The organism is Citrobacter sp. Cm046, from assembly GCF_030333065.1.
Lineage (GTDB): Bacteria > Pseudomonadota > Gammaproteobacteria > Enterobacterales > Enterobacteriaceae > Citrobacter > Citrobacter murliniae.
In genome coordinates this window covers 141,152-157,020 of sequence record NZ_JAOWGP010000039.1, presented here as the reverse complement: position 1 = coordinate 157,020, position 15,869 = coordinate 141,152, and the positions used below count along the sequence as shown (strand labels likewise).

Sequence of the window (15,869 nt, the reverse complement as noted above, 5' to 3'; positions counted from 1 at the left end):
AAGTTTGAGGACTTGCTTCAGAGGGAATCTCAATTACTGCATAAATATGATGAGCAGACTGCTCATCCAGAAAGCTTCCAGCGGATTTCCAAGTTATCGGGAATCCACACACAGGTCAAATGGCAATCTTATTTATACAAAAATGTGCTATAGGAAGATTAACTTTATGAATATATTGAAATTAAAGGCGTTTTTACATTGATTTAACGTGTGTGGAATGGATGGTGAAGTGTGATCTGTCTCACTGTCAGAAAGGCCTGTTATCCCTCGTCCTCCCTTTGTTTATCGTGATGACTGGCATTTTATGCTGGATTTTAGAGTTTTGGCGTCTTAAAGATACTGTTTTTATACAAGAGCTAAAAGAACATAAAAAAAATAGCGGGATATAAGGAAAAATAATTACATTTGGATTGAATGAAATTTCGGTTATTTTGATTTGTTATGCAATAAATAAAGACACGCCAGGGCGATTGATCCAGGTCATCGCCAACGGGGGCTAAAAATGGCAGGCTTTGGCCTCTTTTCAAGGCGCGGTCTATCAGATTATGCAGTTACAGAAATTAGTCAATATGTTTGGTGGGGATCTTTCTCGTCGTTATGGGCAAAAAGTTCATAAACTCACGCTGCACGGTGGGTTTAGCTGCCCAAATCGCGATGGTACCATCGGACGCGGTGGATGTACTTTCTGTAATGTGGCCTCTTTTGCCGATGAGGCCCAACAGCATCATTCCATTGCCGAACAGCTTGAACATCAGGCGCACCTGGTGAATCGCGCTAAGCGCTATCTGGCCTATTTCCAGGCCTATACCAGCACCTTTGCGGAAGTGCAGGTGCTGCGTTCTATGTATCAGCAGGCGGTCAGTCAGGCCAATATTGTTGGTCTGTGCGTTGGGACGCGCCCCGATTGTGTTCCGGAAGCGGTGCTTGATCTGCTTTGCGAATATAACGATCAGGGATATGAGGTGTGGCTGGAGCTGGGGTTGCAAACTGCGCATGATAAAACCCTGCACCGCATCAATCGTGGACATGATTTTTCCTGCTATCAGCGAACCACTCAGTTAGCGCGTGAACGTGGGTTGAAAGTGTGTTCGCACCTTATTGTCGGTCTGCCGGGAGAAGGGCAAATGGAATGTCTGCAAACGCTGGAACGCGTGGTGGATACCGGAGTCGATGGAATTAAGCTGCATCCCCTGCATATCGTGAAGGGCAGCATTATGGCGAAAGCCTGGGAGGCCGGGCGCCTGAGCGGTATTGAGCTGGGTGATTACACAGTGACGGCGGGAGAGATGATTCGCCACACTCCGCCAGAGGTTATCTATCACCGAATTTCTGCCAGCGCCCGTCGCCCGACGTTATTAGCCCCATTATGGTGTGAAAATCGCTGGACCGGGATGGTCGAACTGGATAAGTACCTTAACGAATATGGCGTACAGGGGTCAGCTCTGGGACGGCCCTGGAACCCGCCGGCAGTGTAGCGCGATGAGGGAAACTACGCATTTTTGGCACAATCTTAAACGTCGCGCTGAGAATTGAGTATTATTGTGCCAAGTTGTCGTGAAGGAACCCTCTATGAAGCAAATTCGTATGCTGGCGCAATATTATGTCGACCTGATGATGAAGTTAGGTCTGGTGCGCTTTTCGCTGCTATTGGCGCTGGCTTTGGTCGTGTTGGCAATTGTGGTGCAGATGGCTGTCACCATGGTGCTGCATGGTCAGGTAGAAAGTATTGATGTTATCCGTTCAATCTTTTTTGGTCTGTTAATTACCCCGTGGGCCGTCTATTTCCTGTCAGTGGTAGTGGAACAACTGGAGGAGTCCCGACAGCGCCTGTCACGACTGGTACAGAAGCTGGAAGAGATGCGTGAGCGCGATCTCAAGCTTAATGTACAACTGAAGGACAATATTGCTCAGCTCAATCAGCAGATCGTAGAACGTGAAAAGGCAGAAGCGGAGCGCCAGGAAACGTTTGAGCAGCTTAAGGTGGAAATTAAAGAGCGCGAAGAAGCGCAGATCCAGCTTGAACAACAGTCCTCTTTTCTGCGTTCTTTCCTCGATGCGTCGCCGGATCTGGTTTTTTATCGCAATGAGGATAAAGAATTTTCCGGCTGTAACCGTGCGATGGAATTGCTGACCGGCAAGAGTGAAAAGCAACTGGTAAATTTAAAACCGGCTGACGTTTATTCCCCTGAGGCGGCAGAGAAGGTTATCGAAACTGATGAGAAAGTGTTCCGCCATAATGTTTCGCTCACTTATGAACAATGGCTGGATTATCCGGACGGACGTAAAGCCTGCTTTGAAATTCGTAAAGTGCCTTATTACGACCGAGTTGGTAAGCGACATGGTCTGATGGGCTTTGGGCGCGATATTACCGAGCGTAAGCGTTATCAGGACGCACTTGAGCGTGCCAGTCGCGATAAGACCACCTTCATTTCGACTATCAGCCACGAGCTGAGAACACCACTGAACGGCATTGTCGGTTTAAGCCGGATCCTGCTGGATACAGATCTGACCGCCGAGCAGGAAAAATACCTCAAAACCATCCACGTTTCTGCCGTCACGTTGGGTAATATTTTCAACGATATTATCGACATGGATAAGATGGAACGGCGTAAAGTCCAACTGGATAACCAGCCGATTGATTTCACCAGCTTTATGGCGGATCTGGAAAACCTGTCAGGCCTTCAGGCGCAACAAAAAGGGCTACGCTTTGTCCTGGAACCGACGTTGCCTCTGCCGCATAAGGTCATCACAGACGGGACGCGTTTACGCCAGATCCTGTGGAACCTGATCAGTAATGCCGTGAAATTCACCCAGCAAGGACAGGTCACCGTTCGGGCGCGTTATGACGAAGGAAGTATTCTGCATTTTGAAGTTGAAGATTCCGGGATCGGTATTCCGCAGGATGAGCAGGATAAGATCTTCGCCATGTATTATCAGGTGAAAGACAGCAACGGTGGTAAACCGGCAACAGGTACCGGGATTGGTCTCGCGGTATCCCGCCGTCTGGCGAAGAATATGGGGGGGGATATCACGGTCTCCAGCCAGCCAGGAAAAGGTTCAGTCTTTACGCTAACCGTTCATGCGCCTGCCGTAGCGGAAGAGATTGAAGACGCCTTTGAAGAGGATGATATGCCGTTGCCAGCTCTGAATGTGTTGCTGGTAGAGGATATTGAACTGAATGTGATTGTTGCGCGTTCAGTGCTGGAAAAACTAGGCAACAGCGTGGATGTCGCGATGACCGGGAAAGCTGCGCTGGAAATGTTCAAGCCGGGGGAATACGACCTGGTACTGCTGGATATTCAGTTGCCGGATATGACGGGGCTGGATATCTCCAGAGAGCTTACCCAAAAATACGCGCGTGAAGACCTGCCGCCGCTGGTGGCGCTTACTGCCAACGTACTGAAGGATAAGAAAGAATATCTTGATGCGGGAATGGATGACGTGCTGAGTAAGCCATTATCGGTTCCGGCGTTAACCGCCATGATCAAAAAATACTGGGATACCCGAAACAAAGAGGAGAGCACTGTGACATCTGAAGAAAGCAGTAAATCGCAAGCGCTGTTAGATATTCCTATGTTGGAACAATACCTCGAGCTGGTGGGACCGAAGTTGATTACCGATGGGCTGGCGGTGTTTGAGAAGATGATGCCGGGATATTTGAGCGTCCTGGAGTCCAATCTGACTGCGCGTGATAAAAAAGGCGTTGTTGAAGAAGGCCACAAAATCAAAGGTGCTGCGGGATCGGTTGGCCTGCGACATCTGCAGCAACTGGGACAGCAAATTCAATCACCAGACCTTCCTGCCTGGGAAGATAACGTGGCTGAATGGATTGAAGAGATGAAGCAAGAGTGGCAACACGACGTGGCGGTATTAAGAGCCTGGGTAGCGAGCGTGGAAAAAAAATGACCCCGGCTTAACCGGGGTGCGCGAATACTGCGCCAACACCAGGGAAATCGTGGCTGCGCCGTAAATTATTATCATTGTTTACAAGGGCGCAGCCCTAAATTTCAGGCCGCACGCAGTTAAGATAGCAAATCTTAAATAATTTGTTACATGAATCAGTTAAATGTGTGAAGCGTAGCATTTTAATAAGAATTATTAATATGCTTCAGTCAGTTGCGAAAGGAGTATCTCGATGAAAAAAGTTGGCGTTGTGCTCAGTGGATGTGGTGTATATGACGGTTCAGAGATCCATGAAGCCGTGCTAACCCTTCTGGCGATTGCTCGCAGCGGTGCTCAGGCTATCTGTTTTGCACCGGATAAACAGCAGGTGGATGTCATTAATCATCTGACGGGTGAGCCGATGCAGGAAGCACGCAACGTCCTGATTGAAGCAGCACGTATTGCGCGGGGTGATATCCGTCCTCTGGCCCAGGCTGTTTCTGCTGAACTTGATGCGCTGATTGTTCCTGGTGGGTTTGGCGCGGCGAAGAATCTGAGTAATTTTGCCAGCCAGGGCAGCGAATGTCGGGTTGATAGCGATTTGGCCGCGCTGGCGGTCGCTATGCATCAGTCAGGAAAACCGCTGGGGTTTATGTGTATTGCTCCGGCGATGCTGCCAAAAATCTTTGATTTCCCACTGCGTCTGACAATTGGCACCGATATTGACACCGCGGAAGTGCTGGAAGATATGGGGGGCGAACATGTGCCTTGTCCGGTTGATGATATCGTGGTCGATGAAGACAACAAAATCGTCACTACACCGGCTTATATGCTGGCGCAGGATATAGCCCAGGCCGCAAGCGGTATCGATAAGCTGGTGGCGCGCGTGCTGGTACTGGCTGAATGAGAAAAGGGGTCGCCGTCTTTTTGCGGCGTATTTTTCTGCGGGTGGTTGTTGTCCTCGCCGTTTTTTGGGGCGGCGGCATCGCGCTATTTAGCGTGGTGCCAGTGCCTTTCTCGGCAGTGATGGTCGAGCGGCAGCTTGGAGCATGGTTACAGGGACATTTCAGCTATGTGGCGCATTCAGACTGGGTCAGCATGGACGAGATATCGCCACTGATGGGGCTGGCGGTGATTGCAGCCGAGGACCAAAAATTTCCCGAACACTGGGGATTTGATGTCTCCGCCATAGAGAAAGCGCTGGAGCACAACGAACGTAACGAAAAGCGTATTCGCGGCGCGTCGACGTTGTCGCAGCAGACGGCAAAAAATCTTTTTCTGTGGGATGGGCGTAGCTGGGTGCGTAAAGGTCTGGAGGCTGGTCTGACGCTGGGCATGGAAACAGTCTGGAGCAAGAAACGTATTCTGACGGTCTATCTGAATATTGCTGAGTTTGGCGATGGTGTATTTGGCGTGGAAGCGGCGGCGCAGCGGTATTTCCATAAGCCTGCCAGCCGGTTGAGTCTGTCAGAAGCGGCATTACTGGCGGCGGTATTGCCAAATCCTCTGCGTTTTAAGGCGAATGCACCGTCAGGCTATGTTCGTAGCCGTCAGGCGTGGATCATGCGTCAAATGCGCCAGCTTGGCGGTGAGTCGTTTATGCGGGAAAATAAGCTGTATTAATCGGTGGTGTCGGATGGTGGTGTAAACGCCTTATCCGACCTTCCGGACTACTCTTCGTCAAACCCTGAATTAAACAACGCAATAACCGCTGCAAGGGCTTCAACTTCCTGTGGGCCAGAGGCTTCAATCTCTATCTGACGGCCTTTGGCGGAATCCAGCATTAGCAATGCGATAACGCTGTTTGCTTCGGCTTCCGTTCCTTCATCATTACGTAGCAGTACTTCTGCTTCAAAACCCTGCATTAATTCAAACAGTTTCATTGCGGGCCGGGCATGCATGCCCAGCTTATTCGTGATTTCAACAGTTTGCTTCACGGTCATGATTTACGTTTTTCCAGCGTACGATGGCGTGACTGTACGTTTTTACCGCGTGAGCGGAAGTAGTCTGCCAGTTGCTCTGCAATATACACCGAACGGTGCTTCCCGCCGGTACAGCCGATGGCTACGGTGAGGTAGCTGCGGTTGTTCGTCTCCAGCATGGGTAACCATAGCTCAAGATAGCTGCGAGTCTGGTAGATAAAATTGTGTACTTCTGTGTGTCGATCGAGGAAGGCGGCGACAGGCCTGTCAAGACCGGTCATCGGACGTAGTTTTGGATCCCAGTGTGGGTTAGGCAGGAATCGCACATCAAAGACGTAATCCGCATCTATTGGGATACCGTGTTTGAAACCAAAGGACTCGAATACCATCGTCAGTTCACGTTCACGTTTACCCAACAGTCGGGTACGTAACATTTCCGCCAGTTCGTGCACGGACATTTCCGAGGTATCAACGATCAAGTCTGCGCGGGAACGCAGTGGTTCCAGTAAATCACTTTCTTTATCAATCGCGCTTTCCAGAGATAAGTTTTTGCTGGAGAGCGGGTGCAGACGTCGCGTATCGCTGTAGCGGCGAATCAGCGTGTTACGGTCAGCATCAAGGAACAACAGCTGCGGTGAGAAGCCCTCTGGCAGGTTATTCATCGCCTGTTCGAAAATCTCTGGTGACTCAGGCATGTTGCGCACATCAATGCTGACAGCCGCAGAAATTTGGCGATCGGCAAGCGTTCTAGCCAGATCGGGCAACAACACGACGGGGAGGTTATCCACGCAGTAAAAACCCATATCTTCCAGCGCTCGCAGGGCGACAGATTTTCCCGACCCTGAGCGACCGCTGACGATCATCAGTACCATGTACTGTTTCTCCTCACAACGACAGAAAAAGATGCCATTGGGTTATTATGCCTCATCCTGTTCACCTTCGGTGTCCGTGATGATTTGATACAACTCCTGGTCGCTTTGTGCGGCGCGCAGGCGACGACAGATGGTTTTATCTGCCAGGCGTTTTGCAACCAGTGACAGCGTATGCAAATGCGTTTTGGTTTGATCGGCAGGGACCAGCAGAGCGAAAAGCAGATCAACAGGCTGATTATCAATGGCGTCGAAAGCGATGGGGGTTTCGAGTTGAACAAACACGCCGACCGCACGTAACGTATCTTCTTCCAGCTTACCGTGCGGAATTGCAATACCATTGCCGATGCCGGTACTGCCCATTTTCTCACGCGTCAGAATGGCTTCAAACACCACCTGAGGAGGCAAGCTGAGCTGCTTTGCCGCCAGTTCGCTAATGATTTCCAGTGCGCGTTTCTTACTTTGGCAGTGAACGGCCGCGCGTGTACATTCCTGGTTAAGAACATTGCTCAGTTGTAGAGTCGTATCGTTATTTGTCATAATTTCACCTAAGCGCTAACTGTACAAATGGCCTGTTGTGCTTCACAACAGGCCGTCCTGCACCCGCTAACTGCCCGGACAAGTTAGTGCTGTTTCAGTTTATCTTTATGTTTTGTTAGCTGCCGAGCCAGTTTATCAATTAAACCGTCAATGGCGGCGTACATATCCTGACCTTCCGCGCTGGCATGAATTTCGCCACCGTTCACATGCAGTGTTGCATCCGAGATGTGTGTAACCTTCTCCACTTTCAACACAATATAAACCTGATTAATCCTGTCGAAATATTGCTCAAGTTTGGCGAACTTTGTGGTAACAAAGTCGCGCAGGGCTTCAGTAATTTCGACGTTATTTCCAGTGATGTTGAGCTGCATAGTGTCTTCCTTATCGGTTGGGTCAGACCAGTTGTTTGCGCTGGTTAGACGGCGGAATGGATAAAGACTCTCGGTACTTCGCAACGGTGCGGCGCGCCACCATGATACCCTGTTCTGACAGCATAGAGGTTAACTTGCTGTCACTCAGCGGTTTCGCAGGGTTCTCCGCAGCAATTAATTTCTTCACCAGCGCGCGTATCGCTGTAGAAGAGGCTTCGCCTCCACCTTCAGTATTTACGTGACTGGAGAAGAAATACTTCAATTCAAAAATGCCGCGCGGACTGTGCAGGTATTTTTGCGTGGTCACTCGGGAAATGGTCGATTCGTGCATCTCGACGGCCTGGGCGATATCCGCCAGCACCATCGGTTTCATAAACTCTTCGCCTTGTTCAAAGAAGGCTTGCTGTTGCTCAACAATACAGCGACTGACGCGCAACAGTGTGTCATTACGGCTTTCCAGGCTTTTTATCAGCCACTTCGCATCCTGCAGATTACTACGGATAAACTGGCTGTCTGCATCGTTACGCGCACCGTTACACATGGCGGCGTAGTGCTGGTTGATTTGTAAGCGCGGAATGCTGTCGCTGTTCAGTTCGACGACCCAGCGATCGTTATGCTTACGTACCAGCACATCCGGGATCACGTATTCCGGTTCACCCGTCTGGATCGACTGTCCGGGTCTTGGGTCGAGCGACTGGATAAGATTTACAGCCTCTTTCAGTACATCTTCTTTCAGTCGGGTCACGCGCATCAGCGTGCGGAAGTCGTGATTGGCGAGCAGATCAAGATGATCGCTGATGATCAGGCGAGTTTCTTCCAGCCATGGTGTGGCTTTGTCAAACTGCGAAAGTTGGATCAGTAAGCAGTCACGGAGATCTTTTGCCGCAACACCAACAGGATCAAAACGTTGAACGCGTTTAAGCACGGCCTCGATTTCATCCATACCGATGTCATCATCGCCCATGCTTTCGAGAATTTCGTCCAGAGAAACCGTGAGATACCCTGTATCATCCACCGCGTCTACAATTGACGTCGCAATGGCGCGATCGGTATCCGAAAATGGAGTCAGCTCCACTTGCCACATTAGATAATCTTGTAGCGATTGCGTGGTTTCACCCTGATACACCGGCAGTTCGTCGTCAATGTAATCCCCGCTGGCCCCAGACGGCGTACCCGCGGTGTAAATTTCATCCCAACTGGTGTCTAGCGGTAGCTCTTCCGGCATCTCTTTTTGTTCGAGTGCATCTGCAGTATCTAGAGATTCGCTGTCCTGTTTTTCCTGGGTATCAATTTCGTCGTGAAGATCGGTTTGCTCGAGCAGTGGGTTACTTTCCAGCGCTTGCTGAAGTTCTTGCTGAAGTTCCAGCGTGGACAGCTGCAACAGACGGATAGCCTGTTGAAGCTGAGGCGTCATCGCCAGTTGTTGGCTAAGCCTGAGTTGCAAACCTTGCTTCATGTTCAGAGTTGTTTTCTCCCGCGGTAACGTGAAGTCTTCTACCCTATCAGAGTCTGAAGTCTTCCCCAAGGTATACGCGCTTAACGTGTTCGTCTTGCAGTATTTCGGTAGGCGTACCGTGTGCGATCAGATGCCCCTGGCTCACAATGTAGGCTCGCTCACAGACCGCCAGCGTTTCGCGAACGTTATGGTCGGTAATCAGCACGCCCAGTCCGCTATCTCGCAGGTGTTCAATGATGCGTTTGATATCAATAACGGAAATCGGGTCAACGCCGGCAAAGGGTTCATCCAGCAGGATAAATTTCGGATTTGCAGCCAGCGCACGGGCGATTTCCACACGGCGCCGTTCACCGCCGGACAGCGATTGCCCCAGGCTGTCGCGCAGATGTTCGATATGGAATTCTTCCATCAGTTCGTTGGCGCGATCTTCACGTTGTTCACTGGAAAGATCGTCACGAATTTGCAGCACTGCCATCAGGTTATCAAATACGCTCAGGCGACGAAAAATAGAGGCTTCCTGCGGTAAGTAGCCGATGCCGCGACGTGCGCGCGCATGCAGCGGCAGCAGGCTGATGTCTTCATCATCAATGATGATGTTGCCAGCATCGCGCGGCACAATGCCGACAACCATGTAAAAGGTCGTTGTTTTACCCGCACCGTTAGGGCCGAGCAGACCGACGATCTCCCCGGAGTTGACGGTCAAACTGACATCTTCCACTACGCGGCGGCCTTTGTAGGCTTTTGCAAGATTCTTTGCAGTTAATGTTGCCATAACGAATCAGTTACCTTTTTTCTCTGCCGGAGCCTTGGTTTTGCCTTTATCCTGCAGTTGTGACGGCACCAGTACAGTGGTGACGCGTTTGCCTTTATCACTGAAGGCCTGCATTTTCTGCTCTTTAACCAGATAGGTTATTTTGTCGCCGGAGATATTGCTGTCTACCTGCTCCAGATAAGCTTTGCCAGTCAGCACGACGAAATCTTTTGCCAGTTCATAGTGCATTTGTGACGCGTGGCCGTTAACGGGTTTACCGTTATCCTGCATCTGGTAAAACGTTGCCGGGTTACCATAACCATCGATCACTTCTTTACCGTCTTCACCGCCGGGACGGGTCACGACGACTTTATCGGCATTAATTTTGATGGTGCCCTGGGTCACGACCACATTACCGGTAAACGTTACCACGTTGCCCTGCATATCCAGGGACTGTTGATCCGATTCAATGTGGATCGGTTGCTCGGTATCGCCGGTTACGGCAAATGCCGGAATGCTGGCGGCCAGAAGTGAGCTGGCAAGCACAAGGTTAAGGCTGAGTTTGTTTGTTTTGAATTTCATATGAGGTTCTAACCTTTTCAATCAGCTCGGCGTTCTTGCTGCGTAAGTTGCCGCGCATCTTCAGTCCGCTGGAGTTAAATGTTGTTCCGTACAACGTAACCAGATCATCCGAAGTAACATCTTGCGTCACCAGGTTAATCTGCGCGTTATCGGTAGTAATTCTGCGTAGTTGAGAGTCAGGAACCAGCGCGTTGACTTCAACGTGGCCATACAGATAGAGCATACGATCATTGGTTAATTTGGCTTTATCGGCCTTGATTGACCAGGTCGGTACTTTATCCTTATCAAATGTGGTTAATACTGGTTGAGTAAACCACGAAACAGCCTGATCTGAATAATATTCAACGTGTTGAGCGATCAAGCGATAGCTTAGTGCGCCTTCCGGGCTATATACAACGGTATCGGTATGTTCGCTCTTATAGGTTGGCTCATTGCTATTCACCACTACTTCAGTGGTGTCGTCTTTGTCTGCCAGGTTAATACCAATCAGCACAAGGATAGCCAGCGACAGTAGAATGATAACCCAACGTCTGGTTTTGCTCATATCGATTGCCCTTTGGCCTCATCCAGTTTGCCCTGCGCCAGGAGTAATAAATCGCAGACTTCACGTACAGCGCCGCGCCCCCCGTCGATGTGGGTGACATAGTCGGCACGCGGGATCAGCAAAGGATGTGCATCCGCTACCGCTACGCTTAATCCCACTTTTTCCATCACCGGCCAGTCGATCAGATCGTCGCCAACGTACGCTACATTTTCAGGTGCAATCGCCAGTTTCTTGAGTAGGTCGTCAAAGGCGACCAGTTTGTCAGATTGCCCCTGGTAGAGATGAGCGATCCCCAGAGTGGCACAACGATCTTCTACAAGTTTAGCCTTTCGTCCGGTAATAATGGCAACCTCAATACCTGAAGTGAGCGCACAACGAATTCCGTAGCCATCACGAACGTTAAATGCTTTCAGCTCTTCGCCATTGTTGCCCATATAAATCAGACCGTCAGACAGAACGCCATCCACGTCAAGGATGAGCAGACGAATATTTTCTGCCCTGGTGATGACTTCAGTGCTGACGGGTCCATAACAGGTCGCAAGCGACGCACCTGCTTTACTCATTTCTTTTATCCTTGAATTTCTACACTACGCCTGCACGCAGCAGATCATGCATATGTAACACACCGAGTAACTGGTCGCCATCAGCAACCATTACCGAAGTGATATGGCGGGACTGCATTAAGTTCAGGGCATCAACGGCAAGAATGCCTGGACGCACACGAATGCCTCCAGGTGTCATGACATCAGCAATGCCTAACTGGCGTACATCGACACCCATATCAAAAACACGGCGTAAGTCGCCATCCGTGAAGATGCCGTCAATCTTCATTTTGTCATCGCAGATGACGGTCATACCGAGATTCTTACGAGTGATCTCAAGTAGGGCATCACGCAGGCTGGCGCGCTTGTTCACATGCGGGATCTCGTCGCCCGTATGCATAATATCGTTAACGCGTAATAAAAGCTTACGACCCAATGCGCCACCCGGGTGAGATAACGCAAAATCTTCTGCGGTAAAGCCGCGAGCTTTTAATAATGCAACAGCAAGTGCATCACCCATCACCAGCGTCGCGGTTGTACTACTGGTCGGTGCCAGACCTAACGGGCAGGCCTCCTTAGGCACTTTAACACATAGATGCACATCTGCTGCACGTGCCATGCTGCTTTCCGGACGACCGGTCATGCAGATAAGCGGCACGTGAAGGCGTTTTAGAACCGGGATTAACGCTGCAATCTCATTTGATTCGCCAGAGTTAGAAATGGCGATCACGACGTCTTGCGGCGATACCATACCCAGATCGCCATGCGCGGCTTCGCCAGGATGTACGAAAAATGACGGGGTGCCAGTGCTGGCAAAAGTGGCGGCCATTTTCCGCCCGATATGCCCGGATTTTCCCATCCCCATGACCACAACTTTGCCCGGGCAACTGAATATTTTTTCACATGCGAGGGTAAAATTCTGGTTGATATACTGATCAAGCTCCGCCAGGCCTTCACGTTCAATTGCCAGGACTTCCTTACCTGCTTGCTGAAAGTCAAAACCCGGTTGCAACTCTAAGTGCGACATAATGCGTTTCCAGTTATCCAACGAGAAGTGGCGATAACCAATACAGCATCGCCAGCCATATGATAAAACCGCCAGTCAATAGCGCACCAGCGCCTCGACTTATCTGGCGCGGACGTCGCCAGCAGAGTAATGCAAAAATAACGCTCACCAGCAACATGACGCTATAATCACGGCTGAAGGCCATCGGATTGACCTCGCCCGGTGTGATCAGTGCGGGCAGTCCGAGGACGATTACAATATTAAAAATGTTCGCGCCGATGATATTGCCAACGGCGATATCGTTTTCACCCTTGCGCAGACCTGCGATTGCCGTTGCCAGTTCAGGCAGGCTGGTGCCAATGGCCACCACCGTCAAACCGATAGTGAGTTCGCTCATTGCAAAGTAATTCGCCAGCACAGTGGCGTTATCCACCACCATACGTGTTGCCATCGGCATAATAATTAGCGCAATACCCAACCATAAAAATGCGACGGGCAGTCCGCCTTCGCGAGGCAGCTCCGCCACTTGCTCCCGGGTAAGGCTGTCATTTCCTTGCCGCTCTGCCAGACGCGCGATTTTAACAATGAATAGCAGCCATAGCACGGCAAGAAGCAGCAGAAAAAAACCATCGCTGCGACTTAGTTGCCCGTCATACAGTACGGATGCAGCGAGTATGCTCACCAGCAACATTAGCGGTAATTCCCGACGCAGAACATCAGAATGCACGGTAAAAGGGTGAATCAGTGCTGACAGGCCTAAAATGAGAAGAATGTTGGTGATGTTGGAGCCGATAGCTGTACCGACGGCTAAGTCGAGCTGCCCATTCATCGATGCGGCAACGGAGACAATAATCTCAGGTAATGATGTACCAATGCTGACGACTGTCATCCCAATGATGATCGGGGGAATGCCAAACGTTCGGCATAAAATGGATGCGGCAAACACCATACGGTCGGCACCGTAGACCACCAGAAGTAAACCAATTATTAACAGCGCCGTCGCTAAAAGCATCTAAAGTCCTTTCTTCAGGTATACTCGCCGGTCCACTGAAGGATCTTCTGGAAGCCGTGACGAATTCTTAATTTTGACTTTATGCGGCTAAAAAGTAAAACAAATGCCAGCTTTCGCTAACCAGGGTGGGTAATAATCTGTAAATATGTTGGGTTCAGGGCTAAATTGAGCGCCAAACTCTTCGAACAACGAGGCAATAGTAAAGGATGAATCAATGGGTCAGTCTGTGGCGAATCTAGTCGATATGCGCGATGTCAGCTTTTCCCGAGGCGATCGCTGCATTTTTGATAATATTTCCCTGACGGTGCCGCGCGGAAAGGTAACGGCGATCATGGGGCCATCAGGCATCGGTAAAACAACGCTGTTGCGTTTGATTGGCGGACAGATCCCCCCGGATAACGGCGAGATACTTTTTGATGGCGAGAACGTCCCTGCTATGTCTCGTTCGCGTTTGTACACCGTGCGTAAGCGTATGAGCATGCTGTTTCAGTCAGGTGCGTTGTTTACCGACATGAATGTGTTTGATAACGTCGCCTATCCCCTGCGTGAGCATACAACGTTACCCGCGCCGTTGCTGAGAAGCACGGTGATGATGAAACTGGAGGCTGTCGGCCTGCGCGGTGCGGCAAAATTAATGCCTTCTGAATTATCTGGTGGGATGGCGCGGCGTGCGGCATTAGCACGCGCTATCGCGCTGGAGCCAGACCTCATCATGTTTGATGAACCGTTTGTCGGTCAGGATCCCATTACCATGGGCGTGTTGGTGAAGCTGATTTCAGAGCTGAACAGCGTACTGGGCGTTACCTGTGTAGTGGTGTCTCATGATGTGCCAGAGGTACTGAGTATTGCGGATTACGCCTATATTATGGCGGACAAAAAAATAGTGGCCTACGGTAGTGCTCAGGCACTACAAGAAAATGCCGATCCGCGGGTGCGCCAGTTCCTTGACGGTATTGCCGATGGGCCGGTTCCATTCCGCTACCCGGCGGGCGATTACCACACTGATTTACTCAAAACAGGGAGTTAAGCCACCCATGCTGTTAAATGCGCTGGCATCACTCGGGCATCGAGGGATAAAAACCCTCAGGACGTTCGGGCGCGCCGGATTAATGTTGTTCAATGCGGTAGTCGGCAAGCCGGAGTTTCGCAAACATGCGCCGCTGCTGATCCGTCAGCTCTATAATGTCGGCGTCTTATCGATGCTTATCATTATTGTTTCTGGCGTGTTCATCGGTATGGTGCTGGGGTTGCAGGGATATCTGGTACTGACGACTTACAGCGCGGAAACCAGCCTTGGTATGCTCGTGGCGCTTTCATTGCTGCGCGAGCTGGGGCCGGTCGTTGCGGCGTTGCTTTTCGCCGGACGAGCTGGCTCTGCCTTAACCGCAGAAATCGGCCTGATGCGGGCGACCGAGCAGCTTTCCAGTATGGAAATGATGGCGGTCGATCCACTGCGCCGCGTGATCTCTCCGCGTTTTTGGGCTGGAGTCATTTCGCTGCCGCTGCTGACGATTATTTTTGTCGCAGTGGGTATCTGGGGCGGCTCACTGGTTGGCGTAAGCTGGAAGGGGATTGACGCAGGCTTTTTCTGGTCTGCGATGCAGAATGCCGTCGACTGGCGTCTGGATCTGGTCAACTGTTTGATTAAGAGCGTGGTGTTCGCCATTACGGTCACATGGATTGCATTGTTCAATGGTTATGATGCTATTCCGACCTCTGCCGGCATTAGCCGGGCAACGACACGCACCGTTGTGCACGCATCTCTTGCCGTTTTGGGGCTGGATTTTGTGCTGACCGCATTGATGTTTGGGAATTGAGTTCATGCAAACGAAAAAAAATGAGATTTGGGTCGGGTTATTCCTGCTGGTTGCGCTGCTGGCGGCGTTGTTTGTTTGTCTGAAAGCAGCCAATGTCACCTCCATGCGTACCGAGCCGACTTACACGATTTATGCGACTTTTGATAATATCGGCGGCTTGAGAGAGCGTTCTCCGGTACGGATTGGCGGGGTAGTGGTTGGACGCGTTGCAGACATTTCGTTAGATCCGAAAACGTACCTGCCACGTGTAACGCTGGAAATTGAAGAGCGCTTTAACCATATTCCCGATACCAGTTCACTGAGTATCCGTACCTCCGGCCTGTTAGGTGAGCAGTATCTGGCCCTGAACGTTGGTTTTGAAGATCCTGAGCTGGGAACGTCTATCCTGAAAGATGGCGGTACGATTCAGGACACCAAATCCGCGATGGTGCTGGAAGATATGATTGGTCAGTTCCTTTACAACAGCAACAGTAAAGGTGATGACAATAAGAATTCTGGCGATGCGTCATCTGCGGCAGAAGGCAATAATGAAGCCACTACGCCTGCGGGCGCAACGAAGTAATCTCAGGAGAATC

General features: G+C 50.6%; 18 protein-coding genes. 7 read left to right on the top strand and 11 right to left on the bottom strand.

Translation table 11 applies throughout. The features are described from left to right. The first annotated feature begins 545 nt into the window (after window positions 1-545). From mnmL to mtgA, 4 genes are all read left to right on the top strand, one after another. Window positions 546-1,475 carry a tRNA modification radical SAM protein MnmL/YtqA gene (mnmL, locus tag OGX98_RS11950; protein ID WP_144243086.1) on the top strand — a complete coding sequence of 310 codons (930 nt, stop codon included), beginning with the start codon at window positions 546-548 and terminating at the stop codon, window positions 1,473-1,475. 94 nt (window positions 1,476-1,569) lie between these two features. Next, window positions 1,570-3,906 (top strand): aerobic respiration two-component sensor histidine kinase ArcB, encoded by a 2,337-nt coding sequence (gene arcB, locus OGX98_RS11945; RefSeq protein ID WP_045448104.1) that lies wholly within the window; start codon window positions 1,570-1,572, stop codon window positions 3,904-3,906. Window positions 3,907-4,135: 229 nt separating this feature from the next. Next, the gene (gene elbB / locus OGX98_RS11940; RefSeq protein ID WP_045448101.1) at window positions 4,136-4,789 is read left to right on the top strand and encodes an isoprenoid biosynthesis glyoxalase ElbB; all 654 of its coding nucleotides are present in this window, start codon (window positions 4,136-4,138) and stop codon (window positions 4,787-4,789) included. Continuing rightward, window positions 4,786-5,505: a monofunctional biosynthetic peptidoglycan transglycosylase gene (gene mtgA / locus OGX98_RS11935; protein ID WP_200010084.1), complete on the top strand. Its 720-nt coding sequence runs from the start codon at window positions 4,786-4,788 to the stop codon at window positions 5,503-5,505. The genes elbB and mtgA overlap by 4 nt, the downstream gene beginning before the upstream one ends. Window positions 5,506-5,552: 47 nt before the next feature. Here mtgA and npr read toward each other — a convergent pair whose 3' ends face one another. The 11 genes from npr to OGX98_RS11880 form a co-directional block, all read right to left on the bottom strand. Then, window positions 5,553-5,825, bottom strand: coding sequence for a PTS phosphocarrier protein NPr (npr, locus tag OGX98_RS11930; RefSeq protein WP_045448095.1), 273 nt, complete (start codon window positions 5,823-5,825; stop codon window positions 5,553-5,555). After that, on the bottom strand, window positions 5,822-6,676 hold the full coding sequence (gene rapZ, locus OGX98_RS11925) for an RNase adapter RapZ (RefSeq protein WP_003025085.1): 855 nt from the start codon (window positions 6,674-6,676) through the stop codon (window positions 5,822-5,824). Before rapZ ends, npr begins: the two co-directional genes overlap by 4 nt. Window positions 6,677-6,721: 45 nt before the next feature. Beyond that, window positions 6,722-7,213, bottom strand: coding sequence for a PTS IIA-like nitrogen regulatory protein PtsN (gene ptsN / locus OGX98_RS11920; RefSeq protein ID WP_045448092.1), 492 nt, complete (start codon window positions 7,211-7,213; stop codon window positions 6,722-6,724). Window positions 7,214-7,296: 83 nt separating this feature from the next. Continuing rightward, window positions 7,297-7,584, bottom strand: coding sequence for a ribosome hibernation promoting factor (gene hpf / locus OGX98_RS11915; protein WP_005121327.1), 288 nt, complete (start codon window positions 7,582-7,584; stop codon window positions 7,297-7,299). A gap of 22 nt (window positions 7,585-7,606) precedes the next feature. Beyond that, entirely contained in the window at window positions 7,607-9,040 is a 1,434-nt protein-coding gene (rpoN, locus tag OGX98_RS11910) for an RNA polymerase factor sigma-54 (RefSeq protein ID WP_045448089.1), read from the bottom strand. A 46-nt stretch (window positions 9,041-9,086) separates the two neighbouring features. Next, window positions 9,087-9,812, bottom strand: a complete 726-nt coding sequence (gene lptB, locus OGX98_RS11905; protein WP_040234138.1) for an LPS export ABC transporter ATP-binding protein — start codon at window positions 9,810-9,812, stop codon at window positions 9,087-9,089. 6 nt (window positions 9,813-9,818) lie between these two features. Continuing rightward, complete coding sequence (gene lptA / locus OGX98_RS11900) at window positions 9,819-10,373, bottom strand: lipopolysaccharide ABC transporter substrate-binding protein LptA (RefSeq protein ID WP_045448086.1); 555 nt, start codon at window positions 10,371-10,373, stop codon at window positions 9,819-9,821. Beyond that, window positions 10,342-10,917: an LPS export ABC transporter periplasmic protein LptC gene (gene lptC / locus OGX98_RS11895; RefSeq protein WP_045448083.1), complete on the bottom strand. Its 576-nt coding sequence runs from the start codon at window positions 10,915-10,917 to the stop codon at window positions 10,342-10,344. The genes lptA and lptC overlap by 32 nt, the downstream gene beginning before the upstream one ends. Further along, window positions 10,914-11,480, bottom strand: a complete 567-nt coding sequence (gene kdsC, locus OGX98_RS11890; protein WP_045448081.1) for a 3-deoxy-manno-octulosonate-8-phosphatase KdsC — start codon at window positions 11,478-11,480, stop codon at window positions 10,914-10,916. The genes lptC and kdsC overlap by 4 nt, the downstream gene beginning before the upstream one ends. A 19-nt stretch (window positions 11,481-11,499) precedes the next feature. After that, a complete protein-coding gene (gene kdsD, locus OGX98_RS11885; RefSeq protein ID WP_045448079.1) occupies window positions 11,500-12,486 on the bottom strand; it encodes an arabinose-5-phosphate isomerase KdsD in 987 nt (328 codons plus the stop codon). Window positions 12,487-12,499: 13 nt separating this feature from the next. Then, window positions 12,500-13,477, bottom strand: coding sequence for a calcium/sodium antiporter (locus OGX98_RS11880; RefSeq protein ID WP_045448076.1), 978 nt, complete (start codon window positions 13,475-13,477; stop codon window positions 12,500-12,502). 214 nt (window positions 13,478-13,691) lie between these two features. Here OGX98_RS11880 and mlaF point away from each other — a divergent pair, with 214 nt between their 5' ends. The 3 genes from mlaF to mlaD are packed head-to-tail and all read left to right on the top strand — an operon-like array spanning window position 13,692 to window position 15,856. Further along, on the top strand, window positions 13,692-14,504 hold the full coding sequence (gene mlaF / locus OGX98_RS11875) for a phospholipid ABC transporter ATP-binding protein MlaF (RefSeq protein WP_045448073.1): 813 nt from the start codon (window positions 13,692-13,694) through the stop codon (window positions 14,502-14,504). A gap of 7 nt (window positions 14,505-14,511) precedes the next feature. After that, window positions 14,512-15,294 (top strand): lipid asymmetry maintenance ABC transporter permease subunit MlaE, encoded by a 783-nt coding sequence (mlaE, locus tag OGX98_RS11870; protein ID WP_045448070.1) that lies wholly within the window; start codon window positions 14,512-14,514, stop codon window positions 15,292-15,294. 4 nt (window positions 15,295-15,298) lie between these two features. Next, complete coding sequence (mlaD, locus tag OGX98_RS11865) at window positions 15,299-15,856, top strand: outer membrane lipid asymmetry maintenance protein MlaD (protein ID WP_045449803.1); 558 nt, start codon at window positions 15,299-15,301, stop codon at window positions 15,854-15,856. Window positions 15,857-15,869: the final 13 nt, after the last annotated feature.

What these genes read in the sequence shown, in the direction of transcription:
- mnmL (WP_144243086.1), top strand. Translation starts at nt 546, where the DNA reads ATGCAGTTACAGAAATTAGTCAATATGTTTGGTGGGGATCTTTCTCGT.
- arcB (WP_045448104.1), top strand. Translation starts at nt 1,570, where the DNA reads ATGAAGCAAATTCGTATGCTGGCGCAATATTATGTCGACCTGATGATG.
- elbB (WP_045448101.1), top strand. Translation starts at nt 4,136, where the DNA reads ATGAAAAAAGTTGGCGTTGTGCTCAGTGGATGTGGTGTATATGACGGT.
- mtgA (WP_200010084.1), top strand. Translation starts at nt 4,786, where the DNA reads ATGAGAAAAGGGGTCGCCGTCTTTTTGCGGCGTATTTTTCTGCGGGTG.
- npr (WP_045448095.1), bottom strand. Translation starts at nt 5,825, where the DNA reads ATGACCGTGAAGCAAACTGTTGAAATCACGAATAAGCTGGGCATGCAT.
- rapZ (WP_003025085.1), bottom strand. Translation starts at nt 6,676, where the DNA reads ATGGTACTGATGATCGTCAGCGGTCGCTCAGGGTCGGGAAAATCTGTC.
- ptsN (WP_045448092.1), bottom strand. Translation starts at nt 7,213, where the DNA reads ATGACAAATAACGATACGACTCTACAACTGAGCAATGTTCTTAACCAG.
- hpf (WP_005121327.1), bottom strand. Translation starts at nt 7,584, where the DNA reads ATGCAGCTCAACATCACTGGAAATAACGTCGAAATTACTGAAGCCCTG.
- rpoN (WP_045448089.1), bottom strand. Translation starts at nt 9,040, where the DNA reads ATGAAGCAAGGTTTGCAACTCAGGCTTAGCCAACAACTGGCGATGACG.
- lptB (WP_040234138.1), bottom strand. Translation starts at nt 9,812, where the DNA reads ATGGCAACATTAACTGCAAAGAATCTTGCAAAAGCCTACAAAGGCCGC.
- lptA (WP_045448086.1), bottom strand. Translation starts at nt 10,373, where the DNA reads ATGAAATTCAAAACAAACAAACTCAGCCTTAACCTTGTGCTTGCCAGC.
- lptC (WP_045448083.1), bottom strand. Translation starts at nt 10,917, where the DNA reads ATGAGCAAAACCAGACGTTGGGTTATCATTCTACTGTCGCTGGCTATC.
- kdsC (WP_045448081.1), bottom strand. Translation starts at nt 11,480, where the DNA reads ATGAGTAAAGCAGGTGCGTCGCTTGCGACCTGTTATGGACCCGTCAGC.
- kdsD (WP_045448079.1), bottom strand. Translation starts at nt 12,486, where the DNA reads ATGTCGCACTTAGAGTTGCAACCGGGTTTTGACTTTCAGCAAGCAGGT.
- OGX98_RS11880 (WP_045448076.1), bottom strand. Translation starts at nt 13,477, where the DNA reads ATGCTTTTAGCGACGGCGCTGTTAATAATTGGTTTACTTCTGGTGGTC.
- mlaF (WP_045448073.1), top strand. Translation starts at nt 13,692, where the DNA reads ATGGGTCAGTCTGTGGCGAATCTAGTCGATATGCGCGATGTCAGCTTT.
- mlaE (WP_045448070.1), top strand. Translation starts at nt 14,512, where the DNA reads ATGCTGTTAAATGCGCTGGCATCACTCGGGCATCGAGGGATAAAAACC.
- mlaD (WP_045449803.1), top strand. Translation starts at nt 15,299, where the DNA reads ATGCAAACGAAAAAAAATGAGATTTGGGTCGGGTTATTCCTGCTGGTT.